This window comes from Paenibacillus agri (assembly GCF_013359945.1).
Lineage (GTDB): Bacteria > Bacillota > Bacilli > Paenibacillales > Paenibacillaceae > Paenibacillus_AQ > Paenibacillus_AQ agri.
This window is the reverse complement of sequence record NZ_JABWCS010000201.1, coordinates 48857-70138: the sequence shown is the minus strand read 5'-3', so window position 1 is coordinate 70138 and position 21282 is coordinate 48857. Positions and strand designations below refer to the sequence as shown.

Annotated in this window: 23 protein-coding genes and 1 riboswitch; of the genes, 15 read left to right on the top strand and 8 right to left on the bottom strand. The window is 44.7% G+C overall.

Translation table 11 applies throughout. The features are described from left to right. The first annotated feature begins 115 nt into the window (after nt 1-115). The 4 genes from HPT30_RS08940 (at nt 116) to HPT30_RS08925 (ending at nt 4666) form a co-directional block, all read left to right on the top strand. Complete coding sequence (locus tag HPT30_RS08940; protein ID WP_175371055.1) at nt 116-1321, top strand: GerAB/ArcD/ProY family transporter; 1206 nt, start codon at nt 116-118, stop codon at nt 1319-1321. Nucleotides 1322-1357: 36 nt separating this feature from the next. Beyond that, a complete protein-coding gene (locus tag HPT30_RS08935) occupies nt 1358-2893 on the top strand; it encodes a spore germination protein (protein WP_175371054.1) in 1536 nt (511 codons plus the stop codon). Then, a complete protein-coding gene (locus HPT30_RS08930) occupies nt 2890-4059 on the top strand; it encodes a Ger(x)C family spore germination protein (protein WP_175371053.1) in 1170 nt (389 codons plus the stop codon). The genes HPT30_RS08935 and HPT30_RS08930 overlap by 4 nt, the downstream gene beginning before the upstream one ends. Nucleotides 4060-4147: 88 nt before the next feature. Further along, nucleotides 4148-4666: a GNAT family N-acetyltransferase gene (locus HPT30_RS08925; RefSeq protein ID WP_217622311.1), complete on the top strand. Its 519-nt coding sequence runs from the start codon at nt 4148-4150 to the stop codon at nt 4664-4666. A 41-nt stretch (nt 4667-4707) separates the two neighbouring features. Here the strand turns inward: HPT30_RS08925 and HPT30_RS08920 are convergent, their stop codons facing one another. Beyond that, a complete protein-coding gene (locus HPT30_RS08920; RefSeq protein ID WP_175371052.1) occupies nt 4708-5136 on the bottom strand; it encodes a MarR family winged helix-turn-helix transcriptional regulator in 429 nt (142 codons plus the stop codon). Nucleotides 5137-5446: 310 nt separating this feature from the next. On the opposite strand from HPT30_RS08920, the gene HPT30_RS08915 reads away from it, so the two are divergent. Continuing rightward, nucleotides 5447-6352 carry an NAD(P)/FAD-dependent oxidoreductase gene (locus HPT30_RS08915; RefSeq protein WP_175371051.1) on the top strand — a complete coding sequence of 302 codons (906 nt, stop codon included), beginning with the start codon at nt 5447-5449 and terminating at the stop codon, nt 6350-6352. 147 nt (nt 6353-6499) lie between these two features. Here the strand turns inward: HPT30_RS08915 and HPT30_RS08910 are convergent, their stop codons facing one another. Next, on the bottom strand, nt 6500-7531 hold the full coding sequence (locus HPT30_RS08910; protein ID WP_175371106.1) for an alpha/beta fold hydrolase: 1032 nt from the start codon (nt 7529-7531) through the stop codon (nt 6500-6502). Nucleotides 7532-7733: 202 nt separating this feature from the next. On the opposite strand from HPT30_RS08910, the gene HPT30_RS08905 reads away from it, so the two are divergent. From HPT30_RS08905 to HPT30_RS08895, 3 genes are all read left to right on the top strand, one after another. Beyond that, entirely contained in the window at nt 7734-8720 is a 987-nt protein-coding gene (locus HPT30_RS08905; RefSeq protein WP_175371050.1) for a phosphotransferase enzyme family protein, read from the top strand. A 129-nt stretch (nt 8721-8849) separates the two neighbouring features. After that, nucleotides 8850-10304: a benzaldehyde dehydrogenase gene (yfmT, locus tag HPT30_RS08900; protein ID WP_175371049.1), complete on the top strand. Its 1455-nt coding sequence runs from the start codon at nt 8850-8852 to the stop codon at nt 10302-10304. An 18-nt stretch (nt 10305-10322) separates the two neighbouring features. Next, the gene (locus tag HPT30_RS08895) at nt 10323-11189 is read left to right on the top strand and encodes a methyl-accepting chemotaxis protein (protein ID WP_175371048.1); all 867 of its coding nucleotides are present in this window, start codon (nt 10323-10325) and stop codon (nt 11187-11189) included. Nucleotides 11190-11448: 259 nt separating this feature from the next. On the opposite strand, the gene HPT30_RS08890 is transcribed toward HPT30_RS08895, so the two are convergent. Both HPT30_RS08890 and HPT30_RS08885 read right to left on the bottom strand, forming a co-directional pair. Beyond that, complete coding sequence (locus tag HPT30_RS08890; protein ID WP_175371047.1) at nt 11449-11811, bottom strand: alpha-helical endospore appendage domain-containing protein; 363 nt, start codon at nt 11809-11811, stop codon at nt 11449-11451. A gap of 100 nt (nt 11812-11911) precedes the next feature. Beyond that, entirely contained in the window at nt 11912-12055 is a 144-nt protein-coding gene (locus HPT30_RS08885) for a hypothetical protein (protein ID WP_175371046.1), read from the bottom strand. Nucleotides 12056-12108: 53 nt separating this feature from the next. On the opposite strand from HPT30_RS08885, the gene HPT30_RS08880 reads away from it, so the two are divergent. Together HPT30_RS08880 and HPT30_RS08875 are read left to right on the top strand one after the other, a co-directional pair. Then, complete coding sequence (locus HPT30_RS08880; protein ID WP_175371045.1) at nt 12109-12510, top strand: alpha-helical endospore appendage domain-containing protein; 402 nt, start codon at nt 12109-12111, stop codon at nt 12508-12510. A 27-nt stretch (nt 12511-12537) separates the two neighbouring features. Beyond that, nucleotides 12538-12795, top strand: a complete 258-nt coding sequence (locus HPT30_RS08875; protein ID WP_175371044.1) for a hypothetical protein — start codon at nt 12538-12540, stop codon at nt 12793-12795. Between the two features lie 106 nt (nt 12796-12901). Here HPT30_RS08875 and HPT30_RS08870 read toward each other — a convergent pair whose 3' ends face one another. Beyond that, the gene (locus tag HPT30_RS08870) at nt 12902-13513 is read right to left on the bottom strand and encodes a TetR/AcrR family transcriptional regulator (protein WP_175371043.1); all 612 of its coding nucleotides are present in this window, start codon (nt 13511-13513) and stop codon (nt 12902-12904) included. 137 nt (nt 13514-13650) lie between these two features. Between HPT30_RS08870 and HPT30_RS08865 the strand changes: the two genes are divergently transcribed. Together HPT30_RS08865 and HPT30_RS08860 are read left to right on the top strand one after the other, a co-directional pair. Further along, nucleotides 13651-15183 carry an FAD-dependent oxidoreductase gene (locus HPT30_RS08865; protein WP_175371042.1) on the top strand — a complete coding sequence of 511 codons (1533 nt, stop codon included), beginning with the start codon at nt 13651-13653 and terminating at the stop codon, nt 15181-15183. Nucleotides 15184-15325: 142 nt separating this feature from the next. Next, nucleotides 15326-16144 carry an alpha/beta fold hydrolase gene (locus HPT30_RS08860; protein WP_312876320.1) on the top strand — a complete coding sequence of 273 codons (819 nt, stop codon included), beginning with the start codon at nt 15326-15328 and terminating at the stop codon, nt 16142-16144. A 63-nt stretch (nt 16145-16207) separates the two neighbouring features. Here the strand turns inward: HPT30_RS08860 and HPT30_RS08855 are convergent, their stop codons facing one another. Together HPT30_RS08855 and HPT30_RS08850 are read right to left on the bottom strand one after the other, a co-directional pair. Continuing rightward, entirely contained in the window at nt 16208-16531 is a 324-nt protein-coding gene (locus tag HPT30_RS08855) for a DUF2178 domain-containing protein (protein WP_175371041.1), read from the bottom strand. Beyond that, the gene (locus HPT30_RS08850; RefSeq protein WP_175371040.1) at nt 16528-16737 is read right to left on the bottom strand and encodes a helix-turn-helix transcriptional regulator; all 210 of its coding nucleotides are present in this window, start codon (nt 16735-16737) and stop codon (nt 16528-16530) included. Before HPT30_RS08850 ends, HPT30_RS08855 begins: the two co-directional genes overlap by 4 nt. A 634-nt stretch (nt 16738-17371) precedes the next feature. Here HPT30_RS08850 and HPT30_RS08845 point away from each other — a divergent pair. Together HPT30_RS08845 and HPT30_RS08840 are read left to right on the top strand one after the other, a co-directional pair. Beyond that, entirely contained in the window at nt 17372-18022 is a 651-nt protein-coding gene (locus tag HPT30_RS08845; RefSeq protein ID WP_175371039.1) for a DUF5071 domain-containing protein, read from the top strand. Then, complete coding sequence (locus HPT30_RS08840; protein WP_175371038.1) at nt 18015-18656, top strand: NUDIX hydrolase; 642 nt, start codon at nt 18015-18017, stop codon at nt 18654-18656. Before HPT30_RS08845 ends, HPT30_RS08840 begins: the two co-directional genes overlap by 8 nt. A 174-nt stretch (nt 18657-18830) precedes the next feature. Here the strand turns inward: HPT30_RS08840 and HPT30_RS08835 are convergent, their stop codons facing one another. Then, nucleotides 18831-20156 carry an APC family permease gene (locus HPT30_RS08835; protein ID WP_175371037.1) on the bottom strand — a complete coding sequence of 442 codons (1326 nt, stop codon included), beginning with the start codon at nt 20154-20156 and terminating at the stop codon, nt 18831-18833. A 233-nt stretch (nt 20157-20389) separates the two neighbouring features. Beyond that, a riboswitch (guanidine-I (ykkC/yxkD leader) is annotated at nt 20390-20499 on the top strand. A gap of 69 nt (nt 20500-20568) precedes the next feature. Here HPT30_RS08835 and HPT30_RS08830 point away from each other — a divergent pair. Further along, on the top strand, nt 20569-21282 hold the full coding sequence (locus tag HPT30_RS08830; protein ID WP_175371036.1) for an urea amidolyase associated protein UAAP1: 714 nt from the start codon (nt 20569-20571) through the stop codon (nt 21280-21282).

Genomic DNA, 21282 nt, shown 5'->3' with positions numbered 1-21282 from the left:
GATGTACGGGTATCGGGGTTCTTTGTGTTGCATCCGAGTTGAACATAATATATGCATGTAAAGCCAAAACAAGGTAATAATACAGTTGTTATCGGTAACAAATGGAGGACTCAAATTGAAACTTACCCGAACTCAAATGATGTGGCTCGTCTTTTGCATAAATGTCGGGCTTCCGATCTATCTGTCCGGGACGATGAACGTCACCAAGCAGGACGCCTGGTTCAGCGTGATTCTGGCGGGCGCTGCGGGCTTTATCGTGCTGGCTCTGGCTGTCCGCAACGCTAAATATTTCCCGGGTCAGACCTTTATAGAATTCACTCAGGAAGTACTCGGCAAATGGGTGGGGCGGTTTTGGGTGCTTCCTTATCTGGCCTTTTGGATGATTTCACTAGGGAATATCCTGCGCTCTGTCGTTGATTTTATAATCATGGCTTTATTCAAGGAAACGCCGCTTACGGCCGTAGTTATTGTCTTGTTCGTCGTTGTTGCCTTTGCTGTAGCCACGAATGGAATCAACACGATCGCCCGCTGTGCTGAACTGATGGGACCACTTATTGTGTTGATGTTTTTGTGTATTTATATCCTGAATTTGAGCAACCTGGATTTCACATTCCTTCTCCCCGTTGCTGCCGATACGAGTCCGTTAAACATGGCAAGAGGTACCTTTACGATGATGGAGATGTACGGGGACTCTTATCTGCTTGTAATGGTCTTTGGGTTCTTGAACAAACAGAAGGGGGTAACTCCGAAGATTTATGTTGGATTTACTCTTGCTGTCGGTTTAATGGTCCTTACAACGACGTTTATCCTGTTAACCTTTGGACCGGGACTGGCCGCTAAAATGCAATATCCGCTCTACGAATTGGTCCGCTATATTGAAGTTGGTGAATTTCTGCAGCGGATTGAGGTGGTGATGATCGCGCTATGGGTCTGCAGTGCATTCATCAAACTGGGGTTTTATTTATTTTGCCTCAGTTACGGGACTGCACAGTGGCTTGGGATAAAGAAATGGAAGCTGCTCATTATCCCCATTTCGTTACTTGCCATATGGGCAGCGGGACTAACGACCAGTCTGCTGACTACCCGGGCGCTTCTCCTGAGGTACATCGATCCAGTGATCCTTCCGTTGCTTTACTTTATCCTCCCGGTAATCCTCTGGATTATGATTCTGCTTCACAGACGAAAGAATCAGAAAGTGCAAACTGGAGTAGTCCCCACAATCCCCAAGGCCAGCATGGGTTGGAAATGGTCCGGGGTTACACTCCTGATTCTTATGCTCAGTATGTATTACTACATGTACATTCGCTATTTCAAAGTCTAGCCACATGAATAAATAAGGATAAAGCGAGGGATGGTCTTGAGCAACCTGCCACGAAATCCGTCACGGTCAGATCAAACCCCATACCACGAGCCGGATTCTATCCATTTGACAGATGACCTGGATCAGACTGAACACGCCATACGGGATATTTTTGAGGATTGCACGGATGTTATATTCAGACACCTTGAGCTTGAGGGTCCATCCCGGCTGCTCTTTGTTTATCTTCAGGGATTTACCGATCCCCATATATTGAATCTCGATATTATTAAGCCCTTGAGTGAGCGTAATCGTGACGAGCCCTTTACTGCCGACATCCTCAAAACCTTAGTATCCTCTATCTCTGAACCCATCACTGATATCAATCTGGTGGCGGGCGAGATAGCCTGTGGTGCGATTGTCTGCTTCAGTCAGGGGGAAGCAGCGGCGTACAGTATAGAGATTAGCCAGCCTCCCAAGCGAAATATTGAGGAGCCCAGTAATGAGGTTGTCGTTCGCGGGCCCCGGGAGGGATTCATCGAGGATTTGAACACCAATATTACGATGCTTCGCAGAGCGCTGCCCAATCCAACGCTGAAGACCGAAGCTTTTCGTGTGGGGAAGACCGCCAAGCGAAAAATCGTCATCGCCTACCTTAAAAATATAGCGCCCGTCGACATCGTGAATGAAGTCAGAGAACGGATTCAGAATATAACGGCCGATCAGGTATCGAATTATATGGAAGAGTTCATTGAAGATTCCGCGTTCACGCTGTTTCCACAGATTCAGAACACAGAGCGGCCAGATATCGTCAGCTCCAGTCTACTGGAGGGGAAGGTGGCCATTCTGATCGATGGTAATCCGTTCGTATTGATTCTGCCGATGACCCTTCTGTCCGGTCTTCAAGCGGCTGATGATTATTACGAACGGTTCATCTACACATCAGCGATTCGGGCGGTTCGCCTAATCTTGTTTCTCATCTCGATTTATCTGCCGTCCCTGTATATTTCGATCACTTCCTATCATCCTCAAATGCTGCCGACCAACCTGTTGCTGAGTATATTATCCGCACGTGAAGGGATTCCGTTGCCCGTAGTATTTGAGGTCCTTATTATGGAGTTTATGTTCGAAGGACTTAGAGAAGCGGGGCTCAGACTTCCGAAGCAGATTGGCTCCGCGGTCAGTATTGTAGGTGCGCTGGTTATTGGACAAGCCGCTGTGCAAGCAGGAATCGTCTCGGCTCCCATGGTTATCGTTGTAGCGGCTACCGGGATTTCCTCATTTGCAGCTCCCCGTTACAATGTCGGGACAGCTGCGCGCATGCTGAGATTTCCGATGCTGATCCTTGCGGCGTTGTTCGGCCTGTTCGGGATTATTATGGGATCGATCCTCTTGATCGTTCATCTGACGAACCTGTCTTCATATGGTACACCTTATCTGAGTCCGCTCGTTGACAGGGAGGGCCAGTCGCTGCGGGATACTTTCATTCGCGCACCGCGATGGATGATGCACCGTAGACCGCGTCCGGCCGTACGGAAATCACCTCCACTGTCCGGCAAATCACGATCAAATCCGCGTGAGGAGAGGAATTCATGAGATGGATGCTTCACAAGCTGCTGCCTTTGCTTGTCCTTTCGTGTCTGCTCACCGGCTGTTGGGATCGGGTGGAGCTTAATGACCGTGCTGTTATTCTTGGCTGGGGGATGGACAAAGAGCAGGATGGGCAATATTTGGCCAGTGCGATGATTTTCATCCCACAATCGAATAACAACAACAGCGATGGGGATTTAGCTTCCCTGAGTAAGCACTTTGAGGTATTTACCGGAAAAGGCAGATCTATTATGGAAGCGGCGAATCAGATCCAGCCCAAGCTGTCACGTACCATATTTGCAGGTAACCGGCGAATGATTGTCATCGGTGAGAGTATGGCCAGAGACGGACTGTCCAATATTTTGGACGAATATAGCCGGAATAAAGATGTCCGCCTTAGAACCGATATGATCATTGTAGAGAAGGGGACCGCCTTAAGCTTACTGAAGATGGTGTATCCGCTTGAGGATTCTCCGGCGACGGGGGCGCTGAAAATACATGAAAATACAGGCGGACTGGCGGACAAGGCCATGGTGTATTTTCTGCAGGCCATCAATGATCCCGGTAAAAGCCCTACACTTCCGCAACTCTCCTTATCCAGCAAGGAGCAATCGCAGAAACAGGAAATGCAAATGACAGGTATTGCGGTCTTTGATAACAACCTGAAAATGAAATATAAACTGAATGTTGATGAGACCCATTCCTTTTTTTGGCTAACTAAAAAAATCAATAAATTCAGTATCACAGTCCCCATCAAAGAAAAAGGGGTGATCAATGTGGATATGCACCGATTGTCCAGCAAAATTGCCGTGAAACTGGTTGACGGAAAACCGCAATTTGAAGTGAAACTCAAAGGTGACGTTATGATCGTAGAGAACGAAACTGCACTGCATCTGGATCAAATGGAGGATTTCAGGAAGGTCAAAGAAGCACTTAATCTGAAATGTAAAACGGATATGGAAGCATTCCTTCACCATATTCAGCAAGAGAAGACGGATGTCGTTGGATTCAACGGTTATATTCACCGCAAATACCCTCGCACCTGGAGAAAGATGGAGCCGACCTGGGGCCCTGATTTTGCCCATGCATCTATTAAAGTACAGGCGAATATGACTCTAAGGCAAATCGGACTCACCGGAACCTCTATTGAAAATGAGGAGGACCCGGACTAGAAGCAGGGCTATTGTATAAAAGTTCATTGATGATGTACCTTATACCGCTAGAATAAACATACATCAATGCGGGAAAGGTTGGGGCACAATGATTATTTTGGAATCGGAAAGACTAATGCTTCGTAAGTTTGAGGCAAGTGATTGGAGGGATTTGCATGAGTACCTGTCTCAAGAAAATGTATTAAAGTATGAGCCCGATACCGCAAGGAATGAAGAAGAGTGCAAATTAATGGCGGCAGAGCGCTCGCAGGGGAATGCTTTTGTGGCTGTCTGCTTGAAAAATACGAATAAAATGATTGGTCATATTTATTTTGCGCAGAGAGAGCCGGAACCCTTTTTAACATGGATGATTGGATATATCTTCAACCCTGAATTTTACGGTAAAGGTTATGCCACAGAAGCTTGCCAAGCTGTATTGAAATATGGTTTTGAAGAATTAGGAGCACACCGGATCATGGCTTTATGTAACCCTGACAACGCACCGTCCTGGAGATTATTAGAGCGTCTGTCGATGCGTCGAGAGGGGCACTTCAAGAAAGAAGCTTTTTTCAGAAAACAGAAAGTGGGCAGCCTATTTGGCATGATGCGTATCAATATTCGATCCTGAACGAAGAATGGAATATTGATACATATAAACAATGAATCTTTTTATAGATTTTCATTGACTTTCTTCAACAAAGCTTTGAAGGTCTGCCGCTCATCCTCAGAGAGGGATTGAATGATTTCTGCCTCTACCTGTTGAAAAGACTGCTCGAAGGCTTCGATTAGTGCAACGCCTTTGGGCAGTACATAAATATTCTTTTGACGCTCGTTATGGGCAGGGATTTTACGTTCGATGTATCCTTTTTTTTCAAGACCTTGAAGCATGCTGGTGATGCTCGCGCCGCGTACGTGGAAACGATCGGAAAGATCCTTTTGAATCAGACCCTTGTCTTGATGTTCATAAATATAGCCAATCATCTTTCCTTGCTGAGAATTTAACCCCAGCTCTTTGATGCTTTCATCTGCTCGTTTCTTTATTTTCAGTGAGATAAGCTGCAGCAAATCCAGGTAGAGTGTGTCTTGCTTGGTATCCATTAAGGCGTCCTCCTTTGGCTCTTAAATGATTATATTTCTAATTATCAGTAATTGAACTATATAAGGATTTTCTAGGGTTTGTCAACAAACGCTGCTAACAGATGCCATCAAGAGACGCCAATTAGAAAGCTTCTTGACAGATAGACTGGATTAAAGCTATCATAGATACATTAGATCTTTAATTGAATTGATGCGTTATCGCTTAATATGCACTGCCCTTACGATTGTGAAGGTAGTGCTTAATGCTAATCAATTATAGATATAAAATATCTTTATAGTATCTAATTTATCTTATGGAGGTTTTAAACTTATGCATATCTATGATTGTGCCATTGTCGGCGGTGGACCGGCAGGATTAAATGCTGCGCTGGTACTAGGCAGAGCTAGAAAAAGTGTGGTGCTTCTCGACAATAGCCAGCCCAGAAACGGCGTGACACACGCCTCTCACGGATACCTTACACAGGATGGGGTTACGCCCGCCGAGTTTCGTCGTATAGCCTATGAAGAAGTGCTGCGTTACCCATCTGTCCAGCATTTGCCGGCTGAGGTGAGTGATATTCGCAGGACGGATGCTGGTTTTTCTCTATCTACCTCGGCGGGTGAGCCAGTGCTGGCCCGCAAGCTGATTCTAGCTGCCGGGCTGAAAGAGGAGCTTCCCGAAATCGAGGGGCTTCAAGACTTTTACGGAAAAAGCCTATTCAACTGTCCATTCTGCGACGGATGGGAACTACGGGATCAGCCGCTTGTTGTCGTCTCGGACAATCCTGCCGTATTCCATAAGGTTAAACTAGTCATGGGCTACAGCCAGGACATCGTGGTGTGTACGAACGGCTACGATATTCTGAATACCGAACAGCGGGAGAAGCTTGCTTCCAGAGGGATATCCATCGTGGAGACACCTGTCGCATCCTTTTCCGGTCAAAATGGCTTGCTGGAGCGGGTACATTTCACAGATGGCACCTCCGTAGAGCGGAGTGGAGGATTCATTGATCCCAAGCTGCTGCCCAATGCCCGATTTAATGAAGCACTGGATTATCAAATAACAGAGAACGACAAGGTTATAACCGACGAAATGGGCCGGACCACCGCAACCGGAGTATACGCAGCCGGAGACTCGTCCTATGTGATGCCTTCTCAATTAATTTACGCTGCAGCCTCCGGCAGTAAAGCTGCGGTGGCTGTTGTAGCGGATCTGATGGAAGAGGAATGGGCGTAGACGCAGTACAGCGAATGTATTTGCTGATCATCTCTTCCCTAGCAACTTTTTCTGAGCGTTAAAAAAAGCTCCTCAAGGTTCGATTGAACCCATGAGGAGCCTTTTTTGTATTTTAAGCCTTCATTTATGCAAATGCATGATATGAATTCATTGTGCGAATGTATCGATCATCCATTGCGAGAATTTATCTTTTTCTTCAAATTGAGGGTAATGAGCGGATTGATCGTATTGTATAAGTTCCTTATGAGGTGCCTCTAACTTTTCCAAATAATTATTGGCTGAATTCGCAGTAGTCATATAGTCGTATTTCCCCATAATAAAGTACACAGGTAAATCTAGTTTGGTGACTAGGGGGGGGAGAGGTTTATCCATAGCTGGCTTTAATAAAGTATCCTGTGAGTAAAATAAGCCGCGATAAAAACGGATGATATCCAGTAAGTTATACTCCGGTCCGAACAGGAAACCGTCCCTTATGTCCGTAGCTTCATCGATCAGTCTTGCTGCCCCGCCATATTTCCGGAGATAATCTCGTGGAGCTAACTGCTCGCCACTCTGGATTTTATCGGTTAACCCTTGCAAATGCTGGACATCGGTTGTATTGCCGCTTGATTTAGCTTGATCGATCATGTAATTCAAGGCATCCAGTTCACTCTCTACGGTATCTGCCATCTGACCAATGCCTATGTAGGCTTCATATTTTTCTGGAGCTTGATGGGCTGCCTGTGTAGCAATATAGGTACCAAACGAATGCCCCATCAGAATAACTTTCTTCTTATCCAAACGATCACTTATGTAATCTGTCAAAACCAGCAAATCCTTCACTAATAGATCACTCGTGAGATTCGAGTAGTCTTCTCCAAAGTGATACGATTTCCCGGTGGCCCGCTCGTCATAATGAACGATCGTGAAATGCTTTTCTAATTCATCCTGGTATTTGGTCACATAAGGGATTTCCGGAACACCGGGTCCTCCATGCACAAAAATGACAACAGGGTTGTTCTTGTCCTGACCACGGATCATCAATTCATGACCGGTACCGTTAATTTCGACTTGCTTGAGTTCTCTTATGCTGTTTTCTCCTTTTATTGCGGGTGTCCATGTGGGGAAGATTAGCCCTATCCCTACAAGTAAAATAATTGCGAGTCCAAGAGAGAGCAGAATTCGTCTGACTTTTTTAATAATCTCATCTCCTTTATCTAGCGTTAAAGAATAATATGGTATATAAAGGATATTTATCTAAAACAATGATGACCTTTTATATGTTTCAGAAGCTCATATTATATATGTAGAAATTATCAATAAAGTATTATACTTCTTTTGTTTACATAATAGCTTATGATTAGGCGATAATCATCTTTTTCACAAAGGAGCAGAATAGATCTTGATCAAAATATCCAATCACTCGCTGGACGCAATGGCCAAGAAATTCGGTACTCATATGGATGCCCTGACTTTTGTGGGCGGTGGAGGAGAGGAATCAGACGGTATTCTCTACAGCTATCGTTCTGGTTGCCGCGATATGGTTCTCAAGATTCTGGCCATTTCGAAGGGAAATGCCGATAGGGCGTTTAAAGAAATGGATGAACGCACCCGGTTTATCAACTATCTAGGAAGGCACGGGATGGACATCGCTTATCCGGTGCTGAACACGAACAATAACATCATAGAGACACTGGACACGGGTGATTATATCCTGGTTGCGTATACGATGGATAGAATCCGCGGGAGAGTTCCGGGAGGCAATGATTATACTAAGGATTTCCACATCAGATACGGAGCACTGATAGGAAAGCTGCACCGGCTGACAAAGAATTATCCGACTTGGACAGGAAGTGCGCCGGATGGAGGCAGCGACGTACTGAACTGGGAGGGGGAGTGGAGCTTCTTTTATTCCTGGTGCAAGGATGCGGAGATTAAGCAGGCTTGGAAAAGCCTTAAGAGCGAACTCTCTGAACTTCCGGTAACGAGGGATACCTTTGGTTTCATCCACAACGATCCGCATATAAATAACATTATGCTAGAACATGACCGGATGGTCCTCATCGACTTCGATGTCGCCAATTATCACTGGTTCGCCAATGATATTGCTATCGCTTCACAATTTTTGTTGTTTTCGACAGCTGGTGGAATGAACGAGCCGTTCAAGGATATGGATGGTTTGAAATTTTTCTATACGCATTTTATGAATGGTTACGAAATGGAAAATCATCTGGACACGTTATTTCTAAATAAGCTGGAATTATTTATAAATTACCGCAGATTGCTGATGTACACTGTTTCTCAGAGTTGGCTGGAATCGAACCCGGAGGACAAGAAATCGTGGAAGCGGATGATCCTAAACAGTCCGGAGCTCCATCTATTCAATTAAATCAAGTACAGGCGGGGATCAAAGATCACCCGTCTTTTTAATGAAGTAAATCCAAACAAATTATCGGTATTCTGTCGATAAATAAATGTGAAGTTATTAATTGTCAAATCAACACGCTGGAGGGATAGTATGCACTACTCAAAGTTAGGAAAACAATTTATTGCTGGGGAATGGAGAGATGGCAAGAGCGGTAAAGCGCTGGCCGATATCAATCCTTATAATGATGAGGTAATTACCGATTTTCAAATCGCGAGCGTGGCAGACATTGATGATGCTTATCAAGCTGCCTATAAAGCCAAGCTCGAATGGGACAAGGTTAACCCGTATCTTAAACGTGATATCCTTGAGAATGCGGTTAAATACATTGAAGCAAATGAGGAAGAAATTTCGTCCATTATCGTTCAGGAGCTGGGCGGAACACGACTGAAGGCTGCTTTTGAAATCGGACTTGTGAAAAATATGATTAAGGAAGCGGCAACGTTCCCGCTTCGAATGGAAGGTAAGATTTTACCTTCTACTGAGGATGGAAAAGAGAATCGGCTGTATCGCATCCCGGCTGGCGTGGTTGGTGTAATCAGTCCGTTTAACTTCCCGTTCTTCTTGTCCATGAAGTCAGTTGCTCCAGCGCTGGGTGCCGGCAATGGCGTAGTGCTGAAGCCGCATGAGGATTCCCCTATTACAGGTGGGACACTGATTGGCAAGATTTTCGAAGAAGCGGGTATTCCGAAAGGCCTATTAAATGTTGTAGTTACAGACATTAACGAGATTGGTGATGCGTTCGTCGAGCACCCGATTCCAAGAATTATTTCTTTCACAGGCTCGACGAAGGTCGGAAGCTATATTGGCCAACTGGCCGTCAAGAACTTCAAAAAACCGCTGCTGGAGCTCGGAGGAAATAGCGCGTTCATAGTCCTGGAGGATGCGGATATCGATTACGCGGTACAAGCGGCGACATTCAGCAGATTCACGCACCAAGGCCAGATCTGCATGTCGGCCAACCGGATTTTAGTACATAAGAACATCTATCAAGATTTTGTAGATAAATTCAGCGCGAAGGTCTCTACGCTTACAGCAGGTGATCCAAGTGAGCCGGGGATCATCATTGGACCTGTTATCAACGACCGTCAGGCAGATACGCTGCAGAAGCTGATTGCGAGGGGGATTGAGCAGGGAGCAGTTCCACTGGTGCATGGTAAAATTACCGGCAGATTGGTGGAGCCTACAGTCCTCGCCAATGTCACACCGGATATGGAGGTAGCTCAAGAGGAGCTGTTCGGCCCGGTTGTATGCATTATTCCATTCGAGACGGAAGAAGAAGCTATTAACATTGCGAACGATACACGATTTGGTCTTAGCGGGGCCATTCACACCTCCAATCTTGAGCGTGGTGTAGAGATGGCGAAGAAGGTCCATACAGGTATGATCCATGTGAACGATGTCACGATTAACGACGAGCCCATTGTAGCTTTTGGCGGAGAGAAGCAGTCCGGCCTGGGCCGGTTGAACGGGGAATGGAGCTTGGATGAATTCACTACGTTGAAATGGATTTCCGTTAATTATGGACAAAGGACGTTCCCGTACTAAGAACTGGAGGATAAACGTATGAGCACAGTGAATGAAGAGCAAACACAGCATGAGTTGATCAGATCTTTTGTAAAAGTAGCCCCACTATTGAATAGTCTTACTAACGACGACATAACCATTGGCATTTATGACACTGAGAAGCTGATCATCAACATTCCAGGCAAAACCTTCTCTCTGAATGTCACCCCCGGGGACCCGCTTCGGGAAGGGGATATTGTAACGAATGCAATCAAGGCTAATAAGCCTTTGTCTGCTGTCGTTCCCAAAGAGTTGTTCGGATTTCCACTTGCTGCACACGCGATCCCGCTGCATGATGAACAAGGCAGAGTAATCGGCGGTGTAGGTATGGGGACAAGTCTTGAGAAAGCGAATAAGCTTTTTGAGATGGCCGAGAGTTTCTCGGCAATTGTCGAACAGACCACTGCCTCTATTGAAGAGATCAGCGAAGCTGTAACTCATCTAACCGACCGGGTGACTGACGTTACCACTCAAGTGAAGGACGTTAGCATAAGTGCTCAGCAGATCGGTAAAATTTCCACGGTTGTGAAGGAGATTTCGGATCAGAGTAACATGCTGGGTCTTAATGCTGCTATTGAAGCGGCACGAGCAGGGGAAGTGGGAAGAGGCTTCTCTGTTGTTGCCGATGAGATCCGGAAGTTGGCGACAAGCTCGAAGGAGAATGTAGACCAGATTAATGGTATTACGCAGAATATCCAGGAACTTCTATTACGCCTAAATAATACGTTCACTGATATTCACAAGCTAGCCGATGGTCAGTCAGGGGCGATTCAGGAATTCACTGCAACGATCCAGGAGATCAGTGCGAAAGCAGAGGAATTAGCCCAGGTAGCAGAAGAATCCCTTTTCTTCAAAGATAACGGATAACAAGGCATTAAATATAAGAATCCCAATTTCTCAGGTTTAAAATGAGAGGTTGGGATTTTTTTGTTGCTCCATTAAGGGGAAGATCAATCTCATTCGACTAAAGGCGGTTTAACCTTAGGGGATACTTTATTTACAACTATCGGGATATTGGGAGTCCATTGCACGCAATAATGAGGAGAAATGGATTAGGCGCTGTTGTATAGAAGAATCCACCTCGGTTATTCCCGAAGTGGGTTCTTCTCCCAATAAGTTAAGGCTCTTAGCGATAAGGCGGGTAGATCGCCGTATTATCGGGCGGGCAAGCAGGGTTGGGAGGGGTGATGGAGGAGTGGAAATTGTCAAAGATAGAGTTCAGCTTCTTATGCAGGACCAATTCTTGTAAAACCACCTCGCCAAGAGTTGCACGGACCTCTTTGTTGACCTGAAGGATTTCGTGTAAGGTTGCTTTTGGGGTCAGCCCTGGTAGCGTTCCAAGCACATATTGAATCTTCTCTGCCTCCGCGTTCACGATATGACTTAAGCCAATCTCCTCCAAAGCGATGGATATGAGCAGCAGGTTATAAGCATCTTGACTTGTCACACTAATCGTTGGCGTTATATTCGGTATGGATGGTAATGACACAAAGATTTCTCCCTAAGTTAAGTTTTTTGTTTTGATGGTATACATAGCATGGAGTGACTTCACCTCATCCAATCACCTCCTTGCAAAACGACGGGGTGATTTACTCCTCGCAATAATCTTCCAGCCCGTAGAACTCTTCACTGCAATCCTCTTCGCCTTTATCACAGTTCTCTTCCTCTTCGTAATGATCGTCTATTAGACAGATAATGCGGTCATGCCCAGCATAACTGCAATATTCGAACAAAGGATTTCCTGAAATTTAATACTTCTGTCTCCAAACTGCTGGAAGATATCAATATGGAGCAGTGGCTGGGGCTCAATAAGATGCCTTCCGGCGACGACTTTCAGGACATTGCCCAGGAAGAGCTCGCCTTATCAAGCTGGTCCGGATATGGTAACCAGGAACGGAACGCCAAACCCGCAATGAAGAACGCGATAGCTGAATTAATAGTGGCGATGGCTGCGGACGAAGTGGCTATTGCCCAGTTGATTCGCGCCGAAGCTAGCAATATCGAAGCTTTTGCAGGTAAAGAAGGGGAATTCCCCACCTCACCGACGAATCAGCAGATCATTGATTTTCAGCACGAGGTTGCCCGGGTAATGGAAACGATCGTGGAGAAGCAGAAGCTCTTCCTAAGAATGATAGAGACGAGTGTAAGACTACTTCATTGGGAAGGGGAGGGGGATTCCGATTCATAAGAAGAGAAGTTGGGAGGAGTTACAAGTATGGCACGTAACAAGGAGCTTGCCTGGTCAGAGCTGCAATTAGCTGGTGAAGATACACTGAAAAGCCTTCACCTGCTACAAATCAAATCCAGTAATCATGTACCTCTGTTAAAGGAATCAGCATTTCGGATCCAGCCAGTGACTGAACGATTACTTCAGTATATCCATGTCATACAGGGTGACTCGGACTCTGTGTCCAAGCTTTCAGCCGCTGAGCCGAGAACGGCTCACAAACCGACGTTATTTTTCAGAAAATAACTATTCAGGTAATATCATACCCATATGTTGGACAAGACCCTCTGCCGAATTAACGGCCTAGGGTCTTCTAGTGTGCAAGGATACATATATCCAATAGGATTCAACTTTAACATTCAAGGGTCTCAATCCGTTGCAGTAAATCTGGTGCATATTGTTCCGTATGTCTAAAAGATTTGGAAAGTTCAGTGATGATCGTTCCCATCTCTATAGCAGAAAGCGGCATGCCGTTCATTAGCCAATCAACCATGATCCCGAACGCTCCGCTCAATTGGTATTTCATTGAATATCGATAATAGAGCTGTTTACTTAATTCCTTCTCATCTCCGCACAGCTCATCACTGTAGGCGCGTTCCAAACGTTCGAAATGCTTCATCCATAAATGTTCAATATTGGCCTTCATCAGTCTTGTTGTGATTTGGCTCTCCCGCTCCAATCGCTCGAACAAGAGTCGCGGAATGGCACTATCATTATCCTCACAGTCAATCTTCTTGATGTCCATAATAAATTCATTGAAGAATGTCTCGAGATACGTCTCAATAATGTCGTCCTTACTCTTATAATTCCTGTAGAAGGTCTGTCTTGCAACACCCGCTTTGTTCGTAATGGCGGCAATCTTGATCTTCTCATAAGGGATGGTCTCCAATAGGATCAGCAAGGCTTCCAATATCCATTCTCTCGTTCGTTGAACTTGCATATTGATCTCGCGTTGTGCTTGCAACACTTTCACCTCTTTTGTCCATTTTCGCCCATTAGACGTGTATTACGTTTGAACTCCACTATTATTTCAAATTATAATATACTCGCATTAGCCGTAACAAATGTTGCCCTTACAACCAACCTACAGGTGCGAAAGGAATGAACATTATGGGACAAAAATTAGAATGTGGTAAAGCTCTGGTCATCGGAGCAGGTATTGCTGGCTTAATGACCGCACGAGTTCTGTCTGATTACTATGAAGAAGTCCTGATTGTAGAACGTGACTTACTTCCCACAGAACCGGAGAGTCGTTCAGGTGTACCCCAATCGTTCCATCCTCACCGTGTGCTCCCTCGTGGCAGAATAATTCTAGAACGTTATTTCCCCGGCTATGTAGATACTTTAATAGAGTTGGGTGCTCAACCTACCCAAGGCGAGTCTACGATAACAGTTAATAAGTATGGGAGCTTGGTCAACCAACCTGCGGATAAAGATGCTTCGAGTAGCAGAGTGCTGCTGGAGTGGGTCCTGTATCAGCGTGTGAAGCAGATCTCTAATGTACAGTTTCTACCAAACACAGAGGTTAAGGGGTTAATCACTACAGATGACCAGCAGACCGTCACAGGGATTTATACGAAATCTCGTGATGAGCTAAAAACTGAATCATCATTGACCGCGGATCTGGTGGTAGATGCAGCCGGACGTTCATCTAAAGTAATCAAATGGCTTGAAGCCCTGGGACAGCAAGTTCCAGAACCGGAAATTCTGAAAGTTCCACTGGGATATAGCACCCGTTATTATAAAATCCCTTCACACGTTGATCAGAATTGGAAGTCTTTCTTCTATGATACTCAGGCAGGCGAGGGTGTAAGTGCCGTCATGGTGCACCGCATTGAAGATCATATTGCGGGGGCAACCATTGCCAGTACTGGAGGAGAACATTATCCTTCTACCGATATTACTGAATTTGAGGAAGAATTGAAGCAGTTAGTGGCTCCTGAGATCGCAGAGGCTCTCGAACAACTAGAGCCCTACCAAGGACCACGGGGTTATCGTCTAGCGGAATCGGTTCGTCAGCATTTTGAGAAGCTGGAGAGCTGGCCCTCAGGGCTGCTAGTGCTTGGAGATGCCTTATGTAGCTTCGACCCGATCTATGGGCAAGGCATGACCGTAGCTTCGATTGAAGCGGAGACCCTGGCTGCCTGCCTGGAAGAGCAGATTAGTAATCCCCAGCCGGATTTCGAGCTTCGCGTGCTGAACAGAATGCAGCAAGCCCTTGAACCCGCATGGTGGCTCAGCTCCGTGTCGGATTTACGTTGGAGGGGAGTCGAGCATGTCTATTCGGAACCTTTGAAAGGTATTGCCTTCGCACAGAAATATATCGATTTGTATACGAAAAAAGCGACTGCATTGGCTCTCGAAGAAGGGAACAGAGCGCTCTTTTTCACCTTGTTCATGATGAATGGGTTAGTTCTTCCGCCGCGGGAGTTCTTTAATGCTCATTTATTGACCATGCTGTTGAATGATAACGGATCCGTGGAAGAGCAACGATTAAGAGCAGAACTGGCAGAAGAGGACCCTCAGAAGTTCCAGGCCAGAATAGATGAACTTATCCCTTCCTTTGAAGCTGCATACGATGACCGTCTGAAGGAAATGCTGGCCGCAAATTACCAGCACGCAGCAGCGGAGTAAATACTATATTTAATCCAAGAACGATCGACCTGGACTGCGGTCGTTCTTTTTTTTGACTATGACAATGTCTGTCACTATTAATGTGTATACTTTAACCTGTAAGTTCAACTAGAATCCTATTCTGGAAGGGGAAAGATTACAGGTGTCAAATACTCATCATGAAATTACGGCAGTGCGGAAATATTTCAAATCCGGAAATCTTCAGCTATCTTACTTAGACTTTGGCGGTGAAAGTGAACAAATACTAGTGATGCTCCATGGGGCTATGGCCAATGCTAGAACATTCTCGGAATTAGCGGCCAAGTTCAGCAAATGGCGGGTGATTTGTTTAGATCAACGCGGTCATGGTTGGAGTGAGCATGCTCTACAGGACGAGTACTCCAGAGATCATTATGTAACAGATGTTCTAAACCTGATTCAAACGGAGCTTGGAGGGCAACCGGTAACGATCCTGGGTCATTCCTTAGGCGGGGTAAATGCTTATCAGTTCGCCGCCCGTTACCCCGAATTGGTTCAGGCTGTGATTGTTGAAGATATCGGTGCAGAGATTGATTCTGACTTCTCATTTGCTAACAAACTCCCTTACCGGTCAGCCTCCTTAAAAGAATTGAGAGATTCGCTTATAAACATTGGCCTTCGGGCGATCGATTATTTCTCAGAAAGTGTGTTGGAGGATGAGCAGGGCTGGGGATTCCGCACCGACATGAAAGGGCTGCAAACTACCATAGCACAAGTAAATGGGGATTGGTGGGAGGACTGGTTATCATCCAGTTGTCCTATTCTACTGATTCATGGCAGAAAAAGCATCTTTTTCGACTTACCCCAAGCGGAACAGATGGAGGCTAGAAGGTCAAACACAAAACTTGCTGTTTTCGAAGATTGCGGACACGGCGTCCATTCCGATGACTTAAACGGATTTTATCAGGTGATGAATGCATTTCTTGAGGATCTAACGCATTAGCATGTACCGCCGAACGTGGCGTATGTCAGGCTGTCGAGAATTCCTCGACAGCCTGACACAGTCCTATAAAACTTTATCAAAATGAAGTAAAGCAATTAATTCTATTGTGTCTCGTAAAAAAAATGCAAGTAGCAAGTACTGTAGTGCTAAATTAAGAGATATTGTAAATTGAGTATCAACAAATGATGTAATAGCAAATCCAATGCAAATTAGGAAACCAAGTACACTATTGTAGTGCATTGCCACATGGCTCGCCTTATTCTGAACGAGTTGCCAGCGTTCATCATTTTTGTATTTAGTTACTTTTATAGCTTTAAAGCATTGAAGAAAGATAAAACATATTCCTAATACAACCGCCACTGCTAACAGTACAAATTGATAACTCATTGTTCTTCATCCTCCTCAGGTACAAATACTTCATTAATGGATACATTAAATGCCTTCGCAATGTTGAAAGCCAACTCTAACGACGGTGTGTACTTATACTTCTCAATGGAGATGACTGCTTGTCGTGAGATCCCAACACGTTCTGCCAAATCAGCTTGTGTCCAGTCACGTTCAGCTCGCAAAACTTTAAGACGATTCTTGATCAATGTAACGGGTTCCTTTCTAAATGTAATGAGGTAGTTACACTTCAACTGTAATCACCTCATTACATTTTGTCAATAAAAGGATGTCATTCATTAGAACAGGGGGAATTGATATAATTAAAGGATTACATAAGCCGAACAATAGAAATTAACAAAAAGCGAGTATGAGTGAACGGGGAAGTTGGGAACTGTAGGCGCAAAGCGCTCAGCTGAAAGCTTTCTAGGGGAAAGTTAGCACCGGATCATAGTCTGTCGACAGACTTCAACCACTAGAAGCGTTAAATTCCTATTCGTCAGTCGTCTTAACAGTGAAAAAGTGGGAGCATCTACCCAACTAACGGCATTTTTGTACCTTATTTTCCTTTGAATTAAGTAAATGAGGTAAATAAGGGCATTATTGTATCTTGTTTTTCGAAAAAGCAGGCTGTACGGGGTATTCTGGAATATTTAAGGTACATTATTGCACTTAATCTCCACTAAAGCTCAGCTGTAGAGGATTTAAGGTACAAAAATGCCGCTAATTTCACATCCTATATGTAAGCTCTCTTTTTTCTTGACTATGTTTGTTTTTTAATGCGTTCTATCTAGTACAGGGTTTTCACTCACGAAAGTTCTTTAATAAAGGGGAGTCCCGCATATGAATCACACCTATCTACCCGTTGATAAGCATGATTGTAAAAGTGTTGAAGCCCTTGCAAGCATGGAAAGAGAAGTAGTAATTCCCTTGTTACCAGAACTATTGGAATGGATACAGGATATGAACTGGCCTATTGCTTCCGCAATGATGGACGTGTTACTTAAGTATAAGGTTGAAACCATACCGCACCTCAAAATCATCTTTTCTCAATCCGACAGTATCTGGACATACAACATCCTCTCTTATTTGATAAAAGATTGGAATACGGAACTGATTTCAGAATTGTCCTCAGACCTGCGAGAGCTAGCACAAACGATGGATCACTATGAAGATACAGATCTGCTGTCCATTGAAATTTTGTATAAACATCTTCTGATAGAAGCGAGCGAAGCAACGGAGCTATTAGCTGGAAAATTGCGTGAAATAGAAGAAGGTCTTAATAGTGTTACAAAAGAACAAAGGGTCATTTTCGCGGAGTTAGAGCTTGAAAGGTTACATATTCTAAACACGGATGCCAGGGGAATCTTAAATTACATAGAGGTTAACCGCAAGTCCTTGAAGGAAAAAGATCAGTACGAAAATTTGCTTCGCCGTTACCAGGAAATTGAGACAATGATAAATACGAATGGAGGCAGGCTCAATCGTGAATAGTGAAATGCTGAAGATTTTTGATGATAATCGAAATCCAATCGGGGTATCCACACGCGAGGAAGTACACAGATTTGGACATTGGCACGAAACGTTTCACTGTTGGTTTATAAGCAGTGAAGGGGATAAAGAATATATCTACCTGCAACTCCGGAGTGATCAGAAGAAGGATTATCCGAATCTACTGGACATTACAGCCGCCGGACATATATTAGCTCATGAAACTGTGCTAGATGGAATAAGAGAAGTGCACGAAGAAATAGGTATTGAGGTTACCATTGATGAATTAAAGTCATTAGGAGTTATTGATTATATTACCGAGCAGCCTAGCCTTATTGATAAAGAGCTGGCGAATGTATTTCTTTATAGATACACAAAAACACTTGAAGATTTTACACTACAAGAAGAAGAGGTAGCTGGGATTTTCAAGGCCGAATTTGATGATTTTTACGATCTTTGGCACGGGGAGAAGGAGCAGATTCAAGCCAGTGGATTTATTATAGAATGCGGTGGGGTAAGGATTCCCATGAAGAAGATGTTTGATAAAGATCACTTCGTTCCCCATGAGGAATCATTTTATCAACATATTGCGAGACTAATAAGAGAGTGTTTAATTAAGAAACCATTTATCCGATAAAAGGACTGGTGCCTCTCTGCCCTACAGCAAGCTGACTATAGGAAAGCATCAATAGTAATTCATGCAAATTAAAAGACGAGCTGAGAAGCCCGTCTTTTTGTGCTGACTTTGTAGTAATAACCACTTTTTATTTGAAAATGGGTATGTTCATCACTTTATGATGTCCTGGTGATCCTAGACTGCTTTATCCACCTCCACCATTGGTAATGGAGCTGATTTCATTCCTCTCAAAGTGTAGTACATAAATCCTACAACAAGCCACCCAGAGCCCAGCAGCAACGATGAGAGATCCAACAGCGTGATGAGATAAAATACAAATCCTGCGCCGATAAGCGGGCAGAGAAAACGTAAGAACAGATCCTTCGGAGAACGTTGCTTTTGACGAATGATGTAATGGAAAATGACGGAGAGATTCACGAACAGAAATGCGGTTAATGCGCCAAAATTAACAAATTTGATCGCGGTTTCGAGGCTGATGAAGATCGCGGACAACGAGATTACGCTTGCCAAAATAATGTTGAATACAGGGGTTCGTAATGTAGGGTGGACAGATGCGAATTTTCGCGGCAGCAGGGAGGTTCTGCCCATTACGAACAATAGGCGGGTTACGGTCGTCATGGAAGACATCCCTTGGGACAGTACGGAGAAAATAATGACGAAGGTGAAGAGGGATGCAAGCAGACTGCCTCCGATGGATTGCATCAATTCAAATCCTGCAGAGTCCACATTGGTGGATGTAAAGGAAGGGTACATTTGCTGAATGAGGTAAGCCGTGCCGAAATACATTAAACCTGCCAACAAAACGATCACTAAAATGGCACGGGGAATGGTTTTCTTCGGATTCTTGGTTTCTTCGGCCATCGTAGTAATGGAATCAAATCCAAGGAAAGAGAAGCAGACAAGCGAAGCACCGGCAAGGATGGATGAGAAAGATACACCTTCTTTAGCTGCAAAAGGGTTCAATCCGGCAGTTATACCGCCTTGCAACGCTCTATACACAAGCAAGGAGCAGAACCCGGCAATGAAGATGATCTGCATCAGCACAAAGATTTTGCTAACGTTGGCTGAAGTCTTAATCCCGATGATATTAATGATCATGACCACAAGGGTACATCCGACAATCCAGAAGGAGGTAGGAACGGAGGTAAACTGTGCATGCAGATTGATACCGAACATGAGCACTGCAATGATACAAGAGAAAAGATAATCCAGTAGAATGGCCCAGCCCACCAGGAAGCCGATGAAAGGATTCATGGACTTCGTGACATACGTATACGCGGAACCTGACACAGGGAAGGCACGAGCCATTTGACCATAACTTAAAGCCGTGAACAAGATCGCTACAAAAGCCAGGAGATATGCGGCCAAAAGCATACCACCAGATCCTGCATACAACACACCGAAGCTGGTGAAAAAAATCATAGGCGACATCCAGGACAACCCCATGGTCACGACATGTACTAGAGATAAATTTCTTTTCAAGGTCAGATTATCTGACATAAAATCTCCTCCTTCAGTTTGCGATGAATACTTGCTGTTTTAAACCAATGTCATGACACCTCACATTAAATCAAGGTTTTTCGTGAAAAACAAGCTTTTTTTCTTCGGTTTTCAAAAAAATAACCAATAATCTAACACTGAAATCGTCGCTATTATTGAAATAACTAAAAATTCGAAATATTTTGTTGTCATGAATTTTATTGTGTGTTAGGATTGTTTACACAAACCGAATAACAAATGTTTTCTAGGGTTCCGAACTGCTCTGACGGTTGACTGGTCCGAGAGAAAACGCATGGATGCCACTTAGCAACCGTGTACACGGCGGGAAAAAAGCCCGGGAGAATTTACCAAGTCTTATCTTTGGTATTTCTCCCGGGCTTTTTTATTTTTTTCACTAACAGGAGGGAATGACATGAGTTCAATCCGTATTCAAGCAGGCGGCAAATGGTCCGGTTATATTCGCAGAGGGAAAAGCATTGTAATAACAGCAACTGGCGAACGCGCCAATCTGACAACTCTGCTATATCATGCATCCGATCCTTCCGAGCGTTATAACATGCCTGACACTTTAAAGGCCCAACATACCGCTTATTTGACAGCGGGCCATGTACTCATGAGTGACCAGGGCCGGGTGCTTGCATCGATTACCAATGACACGGCAGGCTGGCACGACACTTTAGCCGGGTATACAACACGAGCAATGACGGATCGGAAATATGGTTACAGCCGGTATCAGGATGAACGTAACGCCTGGCTCCGCAGCGGTTATGAGAACCTGATCGTTGAAATGTACCGGCATGGGCTTGCCCCCCGCGATCTCAGTATTCCGGTTAACTTTTTTTCCAAAGTGGTATGTGAGCTGGACGGTACAATGCGATATGAGCAGCAGCCAACGGCAGGTAAGTCTCTTACGCTTCGCACAGAAATGGATGTACTTCTCGTGTTGTCTAACACCCCTAATCCGCTGGACCCGCAAGAAAGCTACCCCGATACCGCCATTGAACTCCTGTTAAGTGATGCTGAGACCGTAAGTCCTGATGACCGCTGTGTAGTTCACTGCAATGAGAACCGGAGAGCTTTTGAAAATACATGGAATGCCTATTCGTTACTGAAGGGAGCGAACTAA